We start from the raw sequence: 15,370 nt of genomic DNA, 5'->3' as shown, positions 1-15,370 counted from the left end.
CCCGCCGCGCGGCTTCGCGCCGCCGGCCGAGCCTTCGCTCAATGTCGGCGTGATCGGCAACTGCGCCTACAGCGCGCTCATCGACGCGCGCGCCCGCGCCGTCTGGTGCTGCCTGCCGCGCTTCGACGGCGACCCGGTCTTCAACGCGCTGCTCCACCCCGGCGAGGAGGCCGGCGCCTGGGCCATCGAGATCGAGGACTTCGCCTCCAGCAAGCAGTGGTACGAGCCCAACACCGCCGTGCTGCGCACGCAGCTGTTCGACAGCGCGGGGCAGGGCATCGAGATCACCGACTTCGCGCCGCGCTTTCACAGCCGCTCGCGCTACTTCCGTCCGCTCATGATGGTGCGCCGCGTGCGCCCGATTGCCGGCGCGCCGCGCATCCGCGTGGCGCTCGACCCGCGCTTCCAGTGGGGCGCTTCGGCGCCGACCGAGGTCACGCGCGGCAGCAACCACATCCGCTATGTCGGGCCCGATGTGACCTTGCGGCTGAACACCGACGCGTCGATCTCGCACATCCTGTCGCGCCAGCCCTTCGTGATCTCGCGCGAGTACAACTTCATGTTCGGCGTGGACGAGACGCTGCTCGAAGGCATCGCCGACACCGCGCGCAAGTTCGAGCAGGAAACCATCGCCTACTGGCGCACCTGGAGCAAGCGTCTGGCCATTCCCTTCGAGTACCAGGACGCGGTGATCCGCGCGGCCATCACGCTCAAGCTCTCGCTGTACGAGGACACCGGCGCCATCGTGGCCGCCATGACCACCAGCATCCCCGAGGCGCCGGGCAGCCAGCGCAACTGGGACTACCGCTACTGCTGGCTGCGCGACGCCTTCTTCGTGGTGCGCGCGCTCAACTCGCTGAGCGAAGTGGGCACGATGGAAGACTACCTGCGCTGGCTCGGCAACGTGGTGATCGGCTCGCACGGCGAGCACATCCAGCCGCTGTACGGCATCGGGCTGGAGCGCGAGCTGCCCGAGTCTTTTGTCGAGGGCCTTCCGGGCTACCGCGGCATGGGCCCGGTGCGCGTGGGCAACCAGGCGCAGGAGCACTTCCAGCACGACGTGTACGGCAACATCGTGCTCGGCGCGGCGCAGGCTTTTCATGACCACCGGTTGCTGAGCCGCGCAGGCGTGGCGGAGTTTCCGCACCTCGAAGCCGTGGGGGAGCAGGCCGTGCGCGTGTACGGCACGCCCGACGCCGGCATGTGGGAGCTGCGCACGCGCGCACGCGTGCACACCAGCTCGGCGCTGATGAGTTGGGCCGCGTGCGACCGGCTCGCCAAGATCGCGCGCACGCTGGAGCTGCCTGAACGCGCGGCCTACTGGCATGGTCATGCCGCACGCATGAAGGAAGAGATTCTTGCCAAGTCGTGGTGCGAAGAGCGCCAGGCCTTTGCCGAAAGCTTCGGCGGGCACGAGCTCGACGCGAGCATCCTGCTGATGGTCGAGGTGGGCCTGATCGATGCGCGCGACCCGCGCTTCATCTCCACCGTCGACGCCATGGAAAAGTCGCTGTGCGACGGTCCCTACATGCGCCGCTACGAAGCGGCCGACGACTTCGGCAAGCCCGAGACCGCCTTCAACATCTGCACCTTCTGGCGCATCGACGCGCTGGCCAAGATCGGCCGCAAGGCCGAGGCGCGCCAGATCTTCGAGACCATGCTGGCGGCACGCAACCCGCTGGGCCTGCTGTCGGAAGACACGCACCCGGTCACGGGCGAGATGTGGGGCAACTTTCCGCAGACCTATTCGATGGTCGGCATCATCAACGCGGCCGTGCGCCTGTCCGCTCCCTGGGATTCGTGCATATGAGTCGTCTCGTCGTTGTTTCGAACCGCGTGGCCGACCCGCGCAAGCCCGCCGCCGGCGGCCTGGCCGTGGCCCTGGGTGAGAGCCTGCAGCAAAGCGGCGGCCTGTGGTTCGGCTGGAGCGGGCAGATCGTCGAAGGCGGCCCCACGGGCGAAGGCGAGCTGCACAAGCAGCAGGCCGGCAAGGTGACGCTGGCCACGCTCGACCTGAGCCGCGACGACCACGACAGCTACTACCTGGGCTACAGCAACGACGTGCTCTGGCCGGTGTTCCACAACCGCCTGGACCTGGCGCATTTCGATGCCGGCTTCATCGGTGGCTACCGCCGCGTGAACCAGCTGTTCGCGCGCAAGCTGATGCCGCTGCTGAAGGACGACGACATCATCTGGATCCACGACTACCACCTGATGCCGCTGGCCGCCGAGCTGCGCGCCATGGGTTGCAAGCAGCGCATCGGCTTCTTCCTGCACATTCCGCTGCCGCCGCAGATCATCATCGCGGCCATTCCGCAGCACGAGTGGCTGATGCGCTCGCTGTTCTCGTACGACCTGATCGGCTTCCAGGCGCAGCAGGACGTGCAGCACTTCGAGCACTACGTGCGCAACGAGGCCCATGGCGAATACCTGGGCAACGACATGTACCGCGCCTACGGGCAGACGGTGCGCTGCAACGCCTTCCCCATCGGCATCGACGTGGACGAGTTCGCGGCGCTCACGCACGCCAAGGAATCGCGCGACATGTACGAGACCATGAAGCGCGAGTACTCGAGTCGCCGGCTGCTCCTGGGCATCGACCGGCTCGACTACTCGAAGGGCATCCCGCAGCGCGTGCGCTCGTTCCGCGAGCTGCTGGCCAACTACCCCGAGAACCGCCGCAGCGCCACGCTGATCCAGATCGCCTCGCCCACGCGCGAGACGGTCGACGCCTACGCCGACATCCGCAAGGAACTCGAATCGCTGTGCGGCGCCATCAACGGCGACTACGGCGAGCTCGACTGGATGCCGGTGCGCTACATCCACCGCATGGTGGCGCGCCGCCGCGTGCCCGGCCTGTGCCGCGCGGCGGCCGTGGGGCTGGTGACGCCGCTGCGCGACGGCATGAACCTCGTGGCCAAGGAATACATCGCGGCGCAGGACCCGGCCGACCCGGGCGTGCTGGTGCTGTCGCGCTTTGCCGGCGCGGCCGAGCAGCTGAAGGAAGCGCTGCTGGTGAATCCGTACGACACGCACGGCACGGCAGAGACGGTGCAGCAGGCGCTGCAGATGCCGCTGGAAGAGCGGCGCGAGCGGCACCAGAAGCTGCTGTCGCGCATCCGGGCGCAGGACATCCACTGGTGGCGGCGCACGTTCCTCGAAGCGCTGCGCGAGGCGGCGAGCGAGCGCTGATCGCGCACAGAACCGGCGTCAGCCCAGTGGCACGCGGGCCCCGAACTTCGCGCGCTTCAGGCTGAAGAACGCCTTCACGTTGCGCACATTGGCGTCGGCCGTGAACAGCCGCTGCGTCAGCGCGCCGTAGCCGGGCATGTCGCGCGCCACCACGACCAGCACGAAATCGGGCCCCGGCGACACGCGCCAACACTGCTGCACGGCGTCGTCGGCGATCACGCGGGCCTCGAAGGCGTCGAGCGCGGCGGCGTCCTGCCGGTCGAGCGAAATCTCCACCACCGCCTGCAGGCCGTGACCCAGCACCGTGGCGAGGCGGTCGGGCGAGAGCAGGGCGACCTGGCGCTCGATGAGCCCTTCCTGGCGCAGCCGCTGCACGCGGCGCAGGCAGGTCGGCGGAGAGATGCCCACCTCGGCGGCCAGGCGCTGGTTGGTCTGCGAGGCGTCGTTCTGGAGCGCGTCGAGCAGCTTGAGGTCGATGGCGTCGAGGGAGATTGATTTCATATGAGTTGAAATTATGGAATAAAACTCCATCTACAGGTTTGAGTGAAATAAAACTCCAAAACTGTGGAAATTTAGACGCCATATTTCTTGGGCGTCTCCCTACCATCGAGCCCTTCTGTTCTTCAAGACAAGGTACACCCCATGTGCGGCATCGTCGGCGCAGCCTCCCATCGCGACATCGTTCCGGTCCTGGTCCAGGGCCTTCAGCGGCTCGAATACCGCGGCTATGACTCCTGCGGCGTCGCGGTGCATGCGGGCGGCCTGAGCCGTGCGCGCACCACCTCGCGCGTGGCCGACCTGCTGACGCAGGTGCGCGACGACAAGGTCGAAGGCCTCACCGGCATCGCCCACACGCGCTGGGCCACCCACGGCGCACCGGCCGTGCACAACGCCCACCCCCACTTCAGCCACGGCGTCGGCGCCGACGCGCCCGCCGCGCGCCCGGGCCGCATCGCGCTCGTGCACAACGGCATCATCGAGAACCACGAGCCGCTGCGCGCCGCGCTCGAGGCCAAGGGCTACGTGTTCGAGAGCCAGACCGACACCGAGGTCATCGCCCACCTCGTCGACAGCCTCTACAACGGCGACCTGTTCGAAGCCGTCAAGGCCGCCGTGCTGCAGCTGCACGGCGCCTACGCCATCGCCGTCATCTGCCGCGACGAACCGCAGCGCGTGATCGGCGCGCGCGCCGGCTCGCCGCTGATCCTGGGCGCCGGCAAGGACGGCACCGAGAACTTCCTGGCCAGCGACGCGATGGCGCTGGCCGGCGTGACCGACCAGATCGTGTACCTCGAAGAAGGCGACGTGGTCGACCTGCAGCCGGGCAAGTACTGGATCGTCGACAAGAACCACAAGCCCGTCACCCGCACCGTGCGCACCGTGCACGCCCACAGCGGCGCGGCCGAGCTGGGCCCGTACCGCCACTACATGCAAAAGGAAATCTTCGAGCAGCCGCGCGCCATCGGCGACACGCTCGAAGGCGTCGAGGGCATCGTGCCCGAGCTGTTCGACGGCATCGGCCAGGACGGCGCCACGGGTGCGAGCGCGCACCGCGTGTTCCAGGACATCGACAAGATCCTCATCCTGGCCTGCGGCACCAGCTACTACAGCGGCTGCACCGCCAAGTACTGGCTCGAGAGCATCGCGAAGATCTCCACCCAGGTCGAGATCGCCAGCGAGTACCGCTACCGCGACTCCGTGCCCGACCCCAAGACGCTGGTCGTCACCATCAGCCAGTCGGGCGAAACCGCCGACACGCTGGCCGCGCTCAAGCACGCGCGCTCGCTGGGCATGGAGCAGACGCTGACCATCTGCAACGTCGCCACCAGCGCCATGGTGCGCGAGTGCAAGCTGGCCTACATCACGCGCGCCGGCGTCGAAATCGGCGTGGCCTCGACCAAGGCCTTCACCACCCAGCTCGCGGGCCTGTTCCTGCTCACGCTGGCCATCGCGCAGTCCAAGAACCGCCTGAGCGCGCTCGACGAGGCGCGCTACCTGAAGGAAATGCGGCACCTGCCCGTCGCGCTGCAGTCGGTGCTCGCGCTCGAGCCGCAGATCATCGGCTGGGCCGAAGACTTCGCGCGCAAGGACAACGCCCTGTTCCTGGGCCGCGGCCTGCACTACCCGATCGCGCTCGAGGGCGCGCTCAAGCTCAAGGAAGTGACCTACATCCACGCCGAGGCTTACGCCGCCGGCGAACTCAAGCACGGCCCGCTCGCACTCGTCACGAGCGAGATGCCCGTGGTCGCCGTGGCGCCGAACGACGCCCTGCTCGAAAAGCTCAAGAGCAACCTGCAGGAAGTGCGCGCCCGCGGCGGCGTGCTCTACGTGCTGGCCGACGGCGACACGCAGATTGCGAGCGGCGAAGGCCTGCACGTGATCCGCATGCCCGAGCACTACGGCGCGCTGTCGCCGCTGCTGCACGTGGTGCCGCTGCAGCTGCTGGCGTATCACACGGCGTGTGCGCGCGGGACGGACGTGGACAAGCCGCGCAACCTCGCTAAAAGCGTGACGGTGGAGTGAGGGGGCGAGGGCTGCTCTTCGCCATCGGCTTCGCGCGCAGAGCACGCACCATGGTTGCTGACGACCGTGCCCGCGCGAAAACGGAGTGCCTTCTGTCTGCGCCCGGTCGCTGCCCCTGACGGCGCAAGGCGTATTGACACTGAAGCCCGGTTCAATCTTAAAGTCTGCTCCGAGCCGAGGGGCGTTCCCGCGAGGGGGTGCTCGGCCTCTCTCGCCGTCGGTGCCGCTGCCCCGTGCATCGCGGCCGACTTCACAGGGGGTGCTGCTCAAGCCCGTTCAACCTGCCATTGCACAGCAAGGAGTCAAGACCATGGCCTATGTGACGACCGAGGATGGGGTTCAGATCTTCTACAAGGATTGGGGGCCCCAGAGTGCGCAGCCTCTTGTCCTCCATCACGGCTGGCCCCTGAGCGCAGACGATTGGGACGCACAGCTGCTGTTTTTCCTGGCCCAGGGCTACCGCGTCGTCGCTCATGACCGCCGCGGGCATGGACGCTCGTCGCAGGTCAGCGATGGACACGACATGGACCACTACGCGGCGGATGCCTCCGCGGTGGTCGAGCATCTGGATCTGAAGAACGCCGTCCATATCGGTCATTCGACCGGCGGTGGCCAGGTGGCGCGCTACGTCGCCAGGCATGGCCAGCCGCAGGGCCGCGTCGCCAAGGCCGTCCTGATCAGTGCCGTCCCGCCGCTCATGGTGAAGACGGAGAGCAATCCGGGCGGCACCCCGGTCGAGGTGTTCGATGGCTTTCGCAAGGCGCTGGCCGACAACCGGGCGCAGTTCTTCCTCGACGTGCCTTCGGGACCGTTCTATGGCTACAACCGGCCCGGAGCGAGTGTTTCCCAGGGCGTCATCCAGAACTGGTGGCGCCAGGGAATGATGGGCAGCGCCAAGGCCCATTACGAAGGCATCAAGGCGTTCTCGCAGACCGACCAGACGGAAGACCTGAAAGCCATCAAGGTGCCGACGCTCATCATGGCGGGAGACGACGACCAGATCGTTCCCTACAAGGCGGGCGCGCTGCGTCAGGCCGAGCTGATCGAGAACAGCGAGCTCAAGGTCTATCCCGGCTTCTCGCACGGCATGTGCACCGTGAATGCGGAAGTCATCAACGCCGACTTGCTCGCGTTCATTCGCGCGTGATCTCAGCCGTTGGGTTGAGGAGGGGCCGCAGCGCCCTTCGCCCACGCGCGCCCACGCGCCTTACATGGACAAACGGTAATGAAGCGCGGGCTTTTCCCGCTTCCACCTGGGCTAGCATTTGCGTTGCAGGCCCCCGCCTCCCAGGGGCCGCAACGTGAGCACAACCGCACCGCCATCCATGGGTATTTCTTGCCGTGGCCGCACCGACTGACGTGCTCGGCCCCACCGTCATCTGGAACTGCCTCATCGTCGAGGACGATGCCGACAACGCGCGCTACATCGCCGAAGGCTTCCGTTCGCTCGGCCATGTGGCGGTGATCAGCCGCGATGGCGCGGATGCGTTCGCGCGCGCCACGGGCGAGACGTGGGACCTCGTCATCCTCGACCGCATGCTGCCCAACGACGTGGACGGCCTGTCGATCCTCACCACGATGCGCGCCCTCGGCAAGAAGACGCCGGTGCTGGTGCTCAGCGCATTGAGCGCGCTCGACGAGCGCGTGCGCGGGCTCAAGGCCGGCGGCGACGACTACCTGGCCAAGCCCTTTGCCTTCTCCGAACTCGCGGCGCGCGCCGAGGCGCTGGTGCGGCGCTCGCGCACCGGGCCCGAGATCCGCACGCTGCAGCTGGCCGATCTCACGCTCGACCTGGCGCGCCGCCACGTGGAGCGCGGCGGCCGGCCCATCGCGCTGCAGCCGCGCGAGTTCAGGCTGCTGGCCTATCTCATGATGCATCCGGGCCAGGTGGTCACGCGCACCATGCTGCTCGAGGCCGTGTGGGACTACCAGTTCGATCCGCAGACCAACGTGATCGACGTGCAGGTGAGCCGCCTGCGCGGCAAGCTCGATGCGGGCGGCGCGCCGACGCTGATCCACACCGTGCGCGGCGTGGGCTACACGCTGGCCGCGCCGCAATGACCCGGGCCCTGCGCCAGCTGTGGCGCTCGGTCGGCTTCCGGCTTGCCTTCTACTACGGGCTGCTCGTCGCCATCACGATGCTGGCCGCGCTGGCCATCGTCTACATGCAGACCGTCGGCGTGCTGCAGCAGCGCATGGTGCGGCAGGTGGCCGCCAGCGTGCAGCAGCTGGTGGTGCGCTACGAAGCGCGCGGCGCCGAGGGCGTGGCGGGCGAGATCGCCCACGCGCTCTCCGACGGACGCAACTCCGACAACGAGATCTACCTGCTCACCGACCGCGAGGGCCGCAAGCGCGCGGGCAACCTCGACCAGATGCCCTCGCTGGCGCCCGATGCGGGCGACGGCGTGCACCGCCGCGTGGTGCGCGCGGGCCAGACCGTCATCGCCTACCTCGTGATGCGCCCGCTGCCCGACGGCGGCATGCTCGTGGTGGGGCACGATCTGCGCGACCAGGAGTCGATCGAATCGTTGGTGGCGAGCGCCAGCGCGGCGGCGGGCATCGTGGCGGTGCTGCTGCTCATCGGTGGCACCTTCGTCTTTCGCCAGGAACTGGAGCGCAGCGTGGGCGCGGTGCGGCGCACGGCCGCGCGCATCGCGGCGGGCGAGCTGCAGGAGCGCGTGGCGCCCTCGGGCCAGGAAGACGAGTTCGCGCTGCTGGAAGGCGACATCAACGCGATGCTCGACCGCATCCAGTCGCTGATGGACGGCGTGCGCCATGTGTCCAACACCATCGCGCACGACCTGCGCACGCCGCTCACGCGCGTGCTGGTGCGCCTGCGTGCGGTGGAGGCGGGGCTCGGCGACGCCGGCCATCCACAGCGCGAGCCCGTGGCCACCGCCATCCGCGAGCTCGAGGAGCTGGCCGTGATGTTCGAGAAGCTGCTGCAGATCGCCGAGGTCGAGGCCGGCGCACGGCGCCAGCAGTTCGCGCCGGTGGCGCTGCACGTCATTGCCGACGACGTGGCGGAGCTGTACGAGGCGGTGGCCGAGGTGCGGGGCATCGCGCTGCTGCGCGAGCCGGCCGACCGCGCCATCGCGCTGGGCGACCGCGACCTGCTCGCGGGCGCGGCGGCCAACCTGCTCGACAACGCGCTGAAGTACGGCGGGGCCGGCGCCACCGTGCGCATCGGCACGCACACGGTCGACGGGCGTGCGCAGCTGTTCGTGCAGGACGACGGCCCCGGCATTCCGAGCGCCGAGTACGAGCGCCTGGGCGTGCGCTTCCATCGGCTGGACCACAGCACGCCGGGCCACGGCCTGGGGCTCGCGAGCGTGCAGGCGGTGGTGGCGCTGCATGGCGGTCGCCTGCAGTTCGGCGATGCCCGCCCGGGCCTGCGCGCCTGCATTGACCTGCCGACGGCGGACGCCTGAGCGGCGCCTTCTTCGTCTCCTCGCGCCTCGAACATTGCCGAATGGCAATGCTTTGTTCATACACACCGCCGCGCTGAATTCCTAGGATCGCTGACGCACATCCTGTGCCGATCAACGCAGTTCCAGGAGACATCAACGGTGAGAATCAAGAGTCAGAGAGACTTCTGCTCGGGCGTGCTTTTCAGCGCCTTCGGCGTGGCCTTCGCATGGGGCGCCACGACCTACAACGTGGGCACCGGCGCCCGCATGGGCCCCGGCTACTTTCCGCTCATCGTGGGCATCCTCATCGCCTGCATGGGCGTGCTGATCACGTTCAAGGCCCTCACGGTCGAGACCGCCGACGGCGAACCGGTGGGCCGCATCGCATGGAAGCCGCTGCTGTTCATCATCGGCGCCAACCTGGTGTTCGGCGTGCTGCTCGGCGGCCTGCCGAGCATCGGGCTGCCGTCGATGGGGCTCATCGTCGCGATCTACGCGCTGACCTTCATCGCAAGCCTGGCGGGCGACAGCTTCGGCTGGAAGGGCGTGACCCTTCTGGCGACCGTGCTCGCGCTCGGCAGCTACCTGGCCTTCGTGGTGGCACTGAAGCTGCAGTTCCAGGTGTGGCCCACCTTCATCGCCGGCTGACCCGCGCAGAACAACAAGAAATCCAAGAGAACAATGGACCTGATTACCAACCTCTCGATCGGCTTCGGCGTGGCCTTCACCGCGCAGAACCTTGTCTATGCCTTCGTCGGCTGCCTGCTGGGCACGCTGATCGGGGTGCTCCCGGGCATCGGCCCCGTGGCCACCATCGCGATGCTGCTGCCCGCCACCTACGCGCTGCCGCCCGTGTCGGCGCTCATCATGCTGGCCGGCATCTATTACGGCGCGCAGTACGGCGGCTCGACCACCGCCATTCTGGTGAACCTGCCGGGTGAATCGTCGTCGGTGGTGACCGTGATCGACGGTTACCAGATGGCGCGCAAGGGGAGGGCCGGGCCGGCGCTCGCTGCGGCGGGCCTGGGCTCGTTCTTCGCAGGCTGCGTCGGCACGCTCATTCTTGCGGCCTTCGCACCGCCGCTGACGGAGCTGGCCTTCAAGTTCGGTCCGGCCGAATACTTCTCGCTGATGATCCTGGGCCTGATCGGCGCCGTGGTGCTGGCCTCGGGTTCGCTGCTCAAGGCCATCACGATGATCCTGCTCGGGCTGGCGCTGGGCCTCGTGGGCACCGACGTGAACTCGGGCGTGGCGCGCTACAGCTTCGACATTCCCGAGCTGACCGACGGCATCGGCTTCATCGCGATCGCGATGGGCGTGTTCGGCTACGGCGAGATCATCGCCAACCTGGCCGTGCCCGAGCATGAGCGCGAGGTGTTCACCGCCAAGGTCAAGGGCCTGTGGCCCACCAAGGACGACTTCAAGCGCATGACGCCCGCCGTGCTGCGCGGCACGGCGCTGGGCTCGGCGCTGGGCATCCTGCCGGGCGGCGGTGCGCTGCTGTCGGCCTTCGCGGCCTACACGATCGAGAAGCGCATCAAGCTCAAGCAGGGCGAGGTGCCCTTCGGCAAGGGCAACATCCGCGGCGTGGCGGGACCGGAGTCGGCCAACAACGCCGGCGCGCAGACCTCGTTCATTCCGCTGCTGACGCTGGGCATCCCGCCCAACGCGGTGATGGCGCTGATGGTGGGTGCGATGACCATCCACAACATCCAGCCCGGCCCGCAGGTGATGACCAGCAACCCCGAACTCTTCTGGGGCCTGATCGCCTCGATGTGGATCGGCAACCTGATGCTCATCGTGCTGAACCTGCCGATGATCGGCATCTGGATCAAGCTGCTGACCATTCCCTACAAGTGGCTCTTTCCGTCGATCGTGCTGTTCTGCGCGGTGGGCGTGTACTCGGAGAACAACAACACCTTCGACGTGTGGATGGTCGCGATCTTCGGCATCGTGGGCTACCTGTTCCTCAAGCTCAAGTGCGAGCCCGCGCCGCTGCTGCTGGGCTTCATCCTCGGGCCGATGATGGAAGAGAACCTGCGCCGCGCGCTGCTGCTGTCGCGCGGCGACTGGAGCGTGTTCGTCATGCGTCCGCTGTCGGCGGGGCTGCTGGCGGCGGCGGCGCTGCTGCTCATCGTGGTGCTGCTGCCTTCGGTGAAGGCCAAGCGCGAAGAGGCTTTCGTCGAGGAGTGACGCTGCGGTGGCGCGGCGGCAAAGCCGCGTCACCCGCCGAACAAGCGCCGCATCCAGCCCATCTTGACCTGCCCCGCGGCGCCGCCTTGCTGCACCGCCTTGCGCACCTGCGCATGCACCAGCACTTCCGCCGACGAATCGGTCGTGTGCAGGTGCGCCTTCACGGTCGGCACGTACGCGCCGTCTTCGTGGCGGATGTGGTTGAACAGCCAGCGCGAGAGCATGTCGTGCAGCTCGGCCAGCACCTCTTCGCCGTGCTCGAAGCGCGTGCGGAATTCGGTGACGCGGCGCACGAAGATCTCGTGCACCTTCCGGTGCGGACCCGTGAAGGGGTAGCCCGCGTCCTCGATCATGGCCTCCTCGAACGCGAAGTGCGAGGCGGTGTAGTCGATGGTCTCCTCGATGATCCGGCCCACGGCCTGGCGGTCGTTGGTGCGCCGGGCATCGTCCAGCGCATTGATGTACTGCACGATGCGCTGGTGCTGCGTGTCGATCTCATGGATCCCCGTATTGAGCTCGGTCTTCCATACAAGGTGGGCCATGGTCTTCAGAACTTTGCAGGTGGATGTAAAAGTCCAGTATCGGCAGCCGAAAGCGCCGCGCGGTTGATCTGAATCAAGCGCGTCGGTGCGGTGAAAGAGAAAGAAAGACAATCGGCCCGTGACGCCCGCCGAAGACCCCCAGAACCCGCCCGCTGCCGTGGAGCCCCGGCCGTTGCCGCTGGTCGTGCGCTGGCTGCTGATGGTCTTCGCCGCGTTGTGCCTCGTGCTGGCCGCCATCGGCGTGGTCGCGCCGGGCATGCCGACCACGGTCTTCGTGCTGATGGCCGCCTGGGCCGCGGCGCGCAGCTCGCCGCGGCTGCACCGCTGGTTGCTCAACCACCGGCTCTTCGGTCCGCTGCTGCGCAACTGGGAGAACGGCCGCACCGTGAGCCGGCGCGCCAAGTGGAGCGCCACCGCGGCGATGGCGTTCTGCGCGGTCGTCATCGTGTTGACGGCGCACAAGCCGTGGCTCGCAGGCGTCGCCATCGGCTCGATGGCGGTCGTGCTGGCGTGGCTGTGGCGGCGGCCGGAGCCGCCGCAGGGCGGCTGATCAGCCCTTGGCCAGCTCGGCGCAGATCGCCGGGTTCCAGTGGAAGCTGCGCGCCTTGTAGGCCGTGTCGAAGATCACCTTGTAGCGGCAGCTCGTCGCACCGCCGCCCGAGCGGAAGTGAAAGACGTAGTCCCACTCGCGCACGGCCGCCATGCCTTCGTCGAAGTGCGGGCGGCCGATCAGGGCGTAGAGCTGGTCCTTGGTCGCGCCGGGGCCGATGGCGCGCAGGTTCTCGCGGTTCGGAAAGCTGCCTTCGGTCTGCCACGTTTGCTGCTGGTCGGCGCCGGGCCAGACGAGTTCGGTGGCCTTGCCGTCGCTGTCGATGCCGCGGCTCACGTACGAGGTGCAGCCGGCGAGGGTGAGCAAGGCCAGCAGCGCGGCGGTGGGCAGAAAAAAGGTGCGTGTCATGAAGGAGGAATGCGTGGGGCCTGGAGCGGTGGCGGTTCTGGGGTTCATGCGGCTCACCACTGGTAGCCCGCGCCGGCCGAGACGCCGACGCGGCCGCGCGAGTTCGCCGAGCCGGTGAACTTCATCACCCACTTGCCGTTGTCCGAGATGCTCGAGAAGCCGACCGCGAGGGCGCTCTGGCCCTCGTAGCCGGCGATGCCGGCCGCGATCATGTTCTTGCCCGGCATGTAGGCCTGCGGCATGCCGGCCATGGCCATCGCACCGGCGGTGCCGGCGTTGGCGTCGCGCTGGTTCACGCGGATGGCGTCGCGCCACTGCGCACTCTGTGCGTTCAGCTGGTTGACGTTCACGGCGTCGGTGCCGGCCACGCCGGGCGCCACGTTGGACACGGTGGTGCCGTTGGGCGCCTGTCCGTTGCCCAGCACGATCTGGTTGTGGTTCACGCTGCCGTCCACGTTGGTCACGTAGTTGACCGCGCCGGCCTGCACGGCCTGCAGCTGGCGCACGTTGACCGCGTCGGTCGCCTGAGTGCCGCCCGCGACGTTCGTGATCTGCCGTTCGCCGCCCGCGCTGCCGACCGAGACCGCGCCCTGCGTGGAGCCCACGGCGACGTTCGAGAAGCGCTCTTGCTGGCCGCCCATGCCCGCGCGGTCGGCGGTGGCGCCGGCGCCGAGTGCCACGCCATTGACGGCGCTCGCTGTCGCGCCCGTGCCGATGGCCACGGCGGACGCGGCCGATGCGGTGCTCTGGCGGCCCACGGCCACGGCCGACTCGGCGCCCGCGGTGGCGCGGTCGCCCACGGCCACGGCGCTGTCGGCCAGCGCCTGCGTGTTCGCGCCCAGCGCGGCGGCGTTGATGCCGTCGGCAATCGCCTTGTCGCCGGCCGCCAGGCTGCTCTTCTTGCGCGCCTGCGTGTTGGCGCCGAGTGCGGTCGAGTTGATGTCGCTCGCGGTGGCGCGGTCGCCCACGGCGACGCTGCTGGTGGCCACGGCCGTGCTGTTGGCGCCGATGGCCGTGGCGTTGGTGCCGAAGGCCTGGGCGACGTTGCCCACGGCCGTGCTGCTGACGCCCGCGGCCACGGTGGTGGAACCGATGGCGGTGGCGTAGGTTTCGGTGGCGCGTGCGTCGGAGCCCGCCGCCACGCTGCCGAAGCCGGTGGCCTTGGCGGCCGTGCCGCCGAGCAGCAGCGCGTCGCCGCCGAGGTTGCCGTTCACCATCCCTTGCAAGGCCGCGGCATCGGGGCCGCCGTTCACGGGGTCGGTCGGCACGCCGGTGATGAGCGCGAAGCCGCCGCTGGCGTTGGGCACCTGGCAGGCCCACGTGGGACCGGCGCCGCCCGAGCTGCAGACCGCGCCCGAGCCGGTGGTGTAGCTGGCACCGCCCAGGCTCACGTCGGCCCAGGCCGACGGGCCCGCAAGGCCGGCGGCCAGTGCGAGCACGGCGCCCGCGATGCCCCTGGTTTTCTTCTTGCAGACGAATGCGGCGCGCGCACCGCCCCCCACGTGCTGTGTGACGTGTTCCATGGTTCTCTCTTCTCCCTGAGATGGCGCCTGATGGCGCGCTTGATGTGTGACGCTTCGACTGTATGAACCGCAGGGCGCGCGAACCTAGGACCTAATTCACAATAAATGTGAAGGTACCGAAAGCAAATGTTGCTTTCCATCGCGCATTCACACTTCAGGAGATCGCATGAAACCCCAGCCCATCGAGCACGCCGCCGCTTCCGACGAGGTCCGCGCGGTGTTCGACGACATCAAGGCGTCGCGCAACGTGCCCGACGTCAACAATTTCTGGAAGTACCTGGCCAACGACCCGGCCACGCTGAAGCGCACCTGGGCCAGCCTCAAGGAGGTGATGGCGCCGGGCGCGCTCGACCCGGTGGTGAAGGAAATGATCTACCTCGCGGTGAGCGTCACCAACAACTGCGGCTACTGCATCGCGAGTCACCACGCGGGCGCGGAAAAGGCCGGCATGACGCCGGCCATGTTCGCCGAGCTGATGGCCGTGGTCGGCATGGCGAACGAGACGAACCGGCTGGTCAACGGCTACCGCGTGCCGATCGACCCGGCGTTCGACAAATAAGCCTGCTCAACCGATCGTCATCAGGCTCGCATTGCCGCCGGCCGCGGCCGTGTTGACGCTCAGCGCGCGCTCCAGCACCAGGCTTTCGAGCGGAATGCCGGTGTCGCCGGGCGCGAAGCCGCGCACGCCGACGATGGGGCCGGGCCGCGCCGCCACCTGCTGCAGCACGCTGGCGAGGTGGCCGGCGTCGCCGTGGTGCAGCACGGCATCGAACACCACGGTGGGCGCGCGCCAGTCGTTGGCGAGCACGACCGCGTGGCGCGCTTCGTCGGGCAATGCGGCCAGCAGCGCGTGCGCGCCGGGCGCATCGGCAGGCCAGATGGCCGTGCTGCCGACCGACAGCACGGCCGCCAGTTGCACGAGCCGGTCGGCTTGCGCATCGGCGAGGCACAGCACGGCCTCGCGCGGCTGCAGCGTGTAGACGTTGCGCTCGCCGGTCGGGCCGGCCAGCGTGCGTGCGCGGCCGACGT

Annotated in this window: 14 protein-coding genes and 1 pseudogene; 10 read left to right on the top strand and 5 right to left on the bottom strand. The window is 68.5% G+C overall.

Translation table 11 applies throughout. From position 1 onward, the window contains the following. Together VBO01S_RS27080 and otsA are read left to right on the top strand one after the other, a co-directional pair. The coding region (locus VBO01S_RS27080; RefSeq protein WP_062481196.1) for a glycoside hydrolase family 15 protein at nt 1–1,810 on the top strand (1,810 nt) is incomplete at its 5' end. After that, on the top strand, nt 1,807–3,192 hold the full coding sequence (otsA, locus tag VBO01S_RS27075; RefSeq protein ID WP_062481194.1) for an alpha,alpha-trehalose-phosphate synthase (UDP-forming): 1,386 nt from the start codon (nt 1,807–1,809) through the stop codon (nt 3,190–3,192). The genes VBO01S_RS27080 and otsA, both read left to right, overlap by 4 nt. Before the next feature lie 18 nt (nt 3,193–3,210). On the opposite strand, the gene VBO01S_RS27070 is transcribed toward otsA, so the two are convergent. Further along, nucleotides 3,211–3,693 carry an Lrp/AsnC family transcriptional regulator gene (locus VBO01S_RS27070; RefSeq protein WP_062481192.1) on the bottom strand — a complete coding sequence of 161 codons (483 nt, stop codon included), beginning with the start codon at nt 3,691–3,693 and terminating at the stop codon, nt 3,211–3,213. A gap of 141 nt (nt 3,694–3,834) precedes the next feature. Here VBO01S_RS27070 and glmS point away from each other — a divergent pair, with 141 nt between their 5' ends. From glmS to VBO01S_RS27040, 6 genes are all read left to right on the top strand, one after another. Next, a complete protein-coding gene (glmS, locus tag VBO01S_RS27065; protein ID WP_062481190.1) occupies nt 3,835–5,715 on the top strand; it encodes a glutamine--fructose-6-phosphate transaminase (isomerizing) in 1,881 nt (626 codons plus the stop codon). Between the two features lie 310 nt (nt 5,716–6,025). Further along, nucleotides 6,026–6,862, top strand: coding sequence for an alpha/beta fold hydrolase (locus tag VBO01S_RS27060; protein ID WP_062481188.1), 837 nt, complete (start codon nt 6,026–6,028; stop codon nt 6,860–6,862). Nucleotides 6,863–7,092: 230 nt separating this feature from the next. Further along, a complete protein-coding gene (locus VBO01S_RS27055; protein WP_062481198.1) occupies nt 7,093–7,776 on the top strand; it encodes a response regulator transcription factor in 684 nt (227 codons plus the stop codon). Next, nucleotides 7,773–9,146, top strand: coding sequence for a sensor histidine kinase (locus VBO01S_RS27050; RefSeq protein WP_062481186.1), 1,374 nt, complete (start codon nt 7,773–7,775; stop codon nt 9,144–9,146). The genes VBO01S_RS27055 and VBO01S_RS27050 overlap by 4 nt, the downstream gene beginning before the upstream one ends. Nucleotides 9,147–9,284: 138 nt before the next feature. Beyond that, on the top strand, nt 9,285–9,773 hold the full coding sequence (locus VBO01S_RS27045) for a tripartite tricarboxylate transporter TctB family protein (protein ID WP_062481184.1): 489 nt from the start codon (nt 9,285–9,287) through the stop codon (nt 9,771–9,773). A 33-nt stretch (nt 9,774–9,806) separates the two neighbouring features. Next, nucleotides 9,807–11,318, top strand: coding sequence for a tripartite tricarboxylate transporter permease (locus VBO01S_RS27040; RefSeq protein WP_062481182.1), 1,512 nt, complete (start codon nt 9,807–9,809; stop codon nt 11,316–11,318). A gap of 29 nt (nt 11,319–11,347) precedes the next feature. On the opposite strand, the gene VBO01S_RS27035 is transcribed toward VBO01S_RS27040, so the two are convergent. Continuing rightward, on the bottom strand, nt 11,348–11,860 hold the full coding sequence (locus VBO01S_RS27035; RefSeq protein ID WP_062481180.1) for a bacteriohemerythrin: 513 nt from the start codon (nt 11,858–11,860) through the stop codon (nt 11,348–11,350). A gap of 118 nt (nt 11,861–11,978) precedes the next feature. On the opposite strand from VBO01S_RS27035, the gene VBO01S_RS27030 reads away from it, so the two are divergent. After that, nucleotides 11,979–12,410, top strand: coding sequence for a YbaN family protein (locus VBO01S_RS27030; protein ID WP_062481178.1), 432 nt, complete (start codon nt 11,979–11,981; stop codon nt 12,408–12,410). Here VBO01S_RS27030 and VBO01S_RS27025 read toward each other — a convergent pair whose 3' ends face one another. Both VBO01S_RS27025 and VBO01S_RS27020 read right to left on the bottom strand, forming a co-directional pair. Continuing rightward, nucleotides 12,411–12,818 carry an outer membrane protein assembly factor BamE gene (locus VBO01S_RS27025; protein ID WP_062481176.1) on the bottom strand — a complete coding sequence of 136 codons (408 nt, stop codon included), beginning with the start codon at nt 12,816–12,818 and terminating at the stop codon, nt 12,411–12,413. A gap of 53 nt (nt 12,819–12,871) precedes the next feature. After that, nucleotides 12,872–14,341 (bottom strand): YadA family autotransporter adhesin, encoded by a 1,470-nt coding sequence (locus VBO01S_RS27020; RefSeq protein ID WP_062481174.1) that lies wholly within the window; start codon nt 14,339–14,341, stop codon nt 12,872–12,874. A gap of 166 nt (nt 14,342–14,507) precedes the next feature. Here VBO01S_RS27020 and VBO01S_RS27015 point away from each other — a divergent pair, with 166 nt between their 5' ends. After that, entirely contained in the window at nt 14,508–14,900 is a 393-nt protein-coding gene (locus VBO01S_RS27015; protein WP_062481171.1) for a carboxymuconolactone decarboxylase family protein, read from the top strand. A 6-nt stretch (nt 14,901–14,906) separates the two neighbouring features. On the opposite strand, the pseudogene VBO01S_RS32835 reads toward VBO01S_RS27015, so the two are convergent. After that, nucleotides 14,907–15,370: pseudogene (locus VBO01S_RS32835) on the bottom strand (trifunctional transcriptional regulator/proline dehydrogenase/L-glutamate gamma-semialdehyde dehydrogenase); the annotation flags it as partial.

It is taken from the genome of Variovorax boronicumulans NBRC 103145, assembly GCF_001591345.1.
Taxonomy (GTDB): Bacteria; Pseudomonadota; Gammaproteobacteria; order Burkholderiales; family Burkholderiaceae_C; genus Variovorax; species Variovorax boronicumulans.
Note: the sequence above shows the minus strand (reverse complement) of the source record. Positions and strands in the feature narration are given on the sequence as shown.

What these genes read in the sequence shown, in the direction of transcription:
- otsA (WP_062481194.1), top strand. Translation starts at nt 1,807, where the DNA reads ATGAGTCGTCTCGTCGTTGTTTCGAACCGCGTGGCCGACCCGCGCAAG.
- VBO01S_RS27070 (WP_062481192.1), bottom strand. Translation starts at nt 3,693, where the DNA reads ATGAAATCAATCTCCCTCGACGCCATCGACCTCAAGCTGCTCGACGCG.
- glmS (WP_062481190.1), top strand. Translation starts at nt 3,835, where the DNA reads ATGTGCGGCATCGTCGGCGCAGCCTCCCATCGCGACATCGTTCCGGTC.
- VBO01S_RS27060 (WP_062481188.1), top strand. Translation starts at nt 6,026, where the DNA reads ATGGCCTATGTGACGACCGAGGATGGGGTTCAGATCTTCTACAAGGAT.
- VBO01S_RS27050 (WP_062481186.1), top strand. Translation starts at nt 7,773, where the DNA reads ATGACCCGGGCCCTGCGCCAGCTGTGGCGCTCGGTCGGCTTCCGGCTT.
- VBO01S_RS27040 (WP_062481182.1), top strand. Translation starts at nt 9,807, where the DNA reads ATGGACCTGATTACCAACCTCTCGATCGGCTTCGGCGTGGCCTTCACC.
- VBO01S_RS27035 (WP_062481180.1), bottom strand. Translation starts at nt 11,860, where the DNA reads ATGGCCCACCTTGTATGGAAGACCGAGCTCAATACGGGGATCCATGAG.
- VBO01S_RS27025 (WP_062481176.1), bottom strand. Translation starts at nt 12,818, where the DNA reads ATGACACGCACCTTTTTTCTGCCCACCGCCGCGCTGCTGGCCTTGCTC.
- VBO01S_RS27020 (WP_062481174.1), bottom strand. Translation starts at nt 14,341, where the DNA reads ATGGAACACGTCACACAGCACGTGGGGGGCGGTGCGCGCGCCGCATTC.
- VBO01S_RS27015 (WP_062481171.1), top strand. Translation starts at nt 14,508, where the DNA reads ATGAAACCCCAGCCCATCGAGCACGCCGCCGCTTCCGACGAGGTCCGC.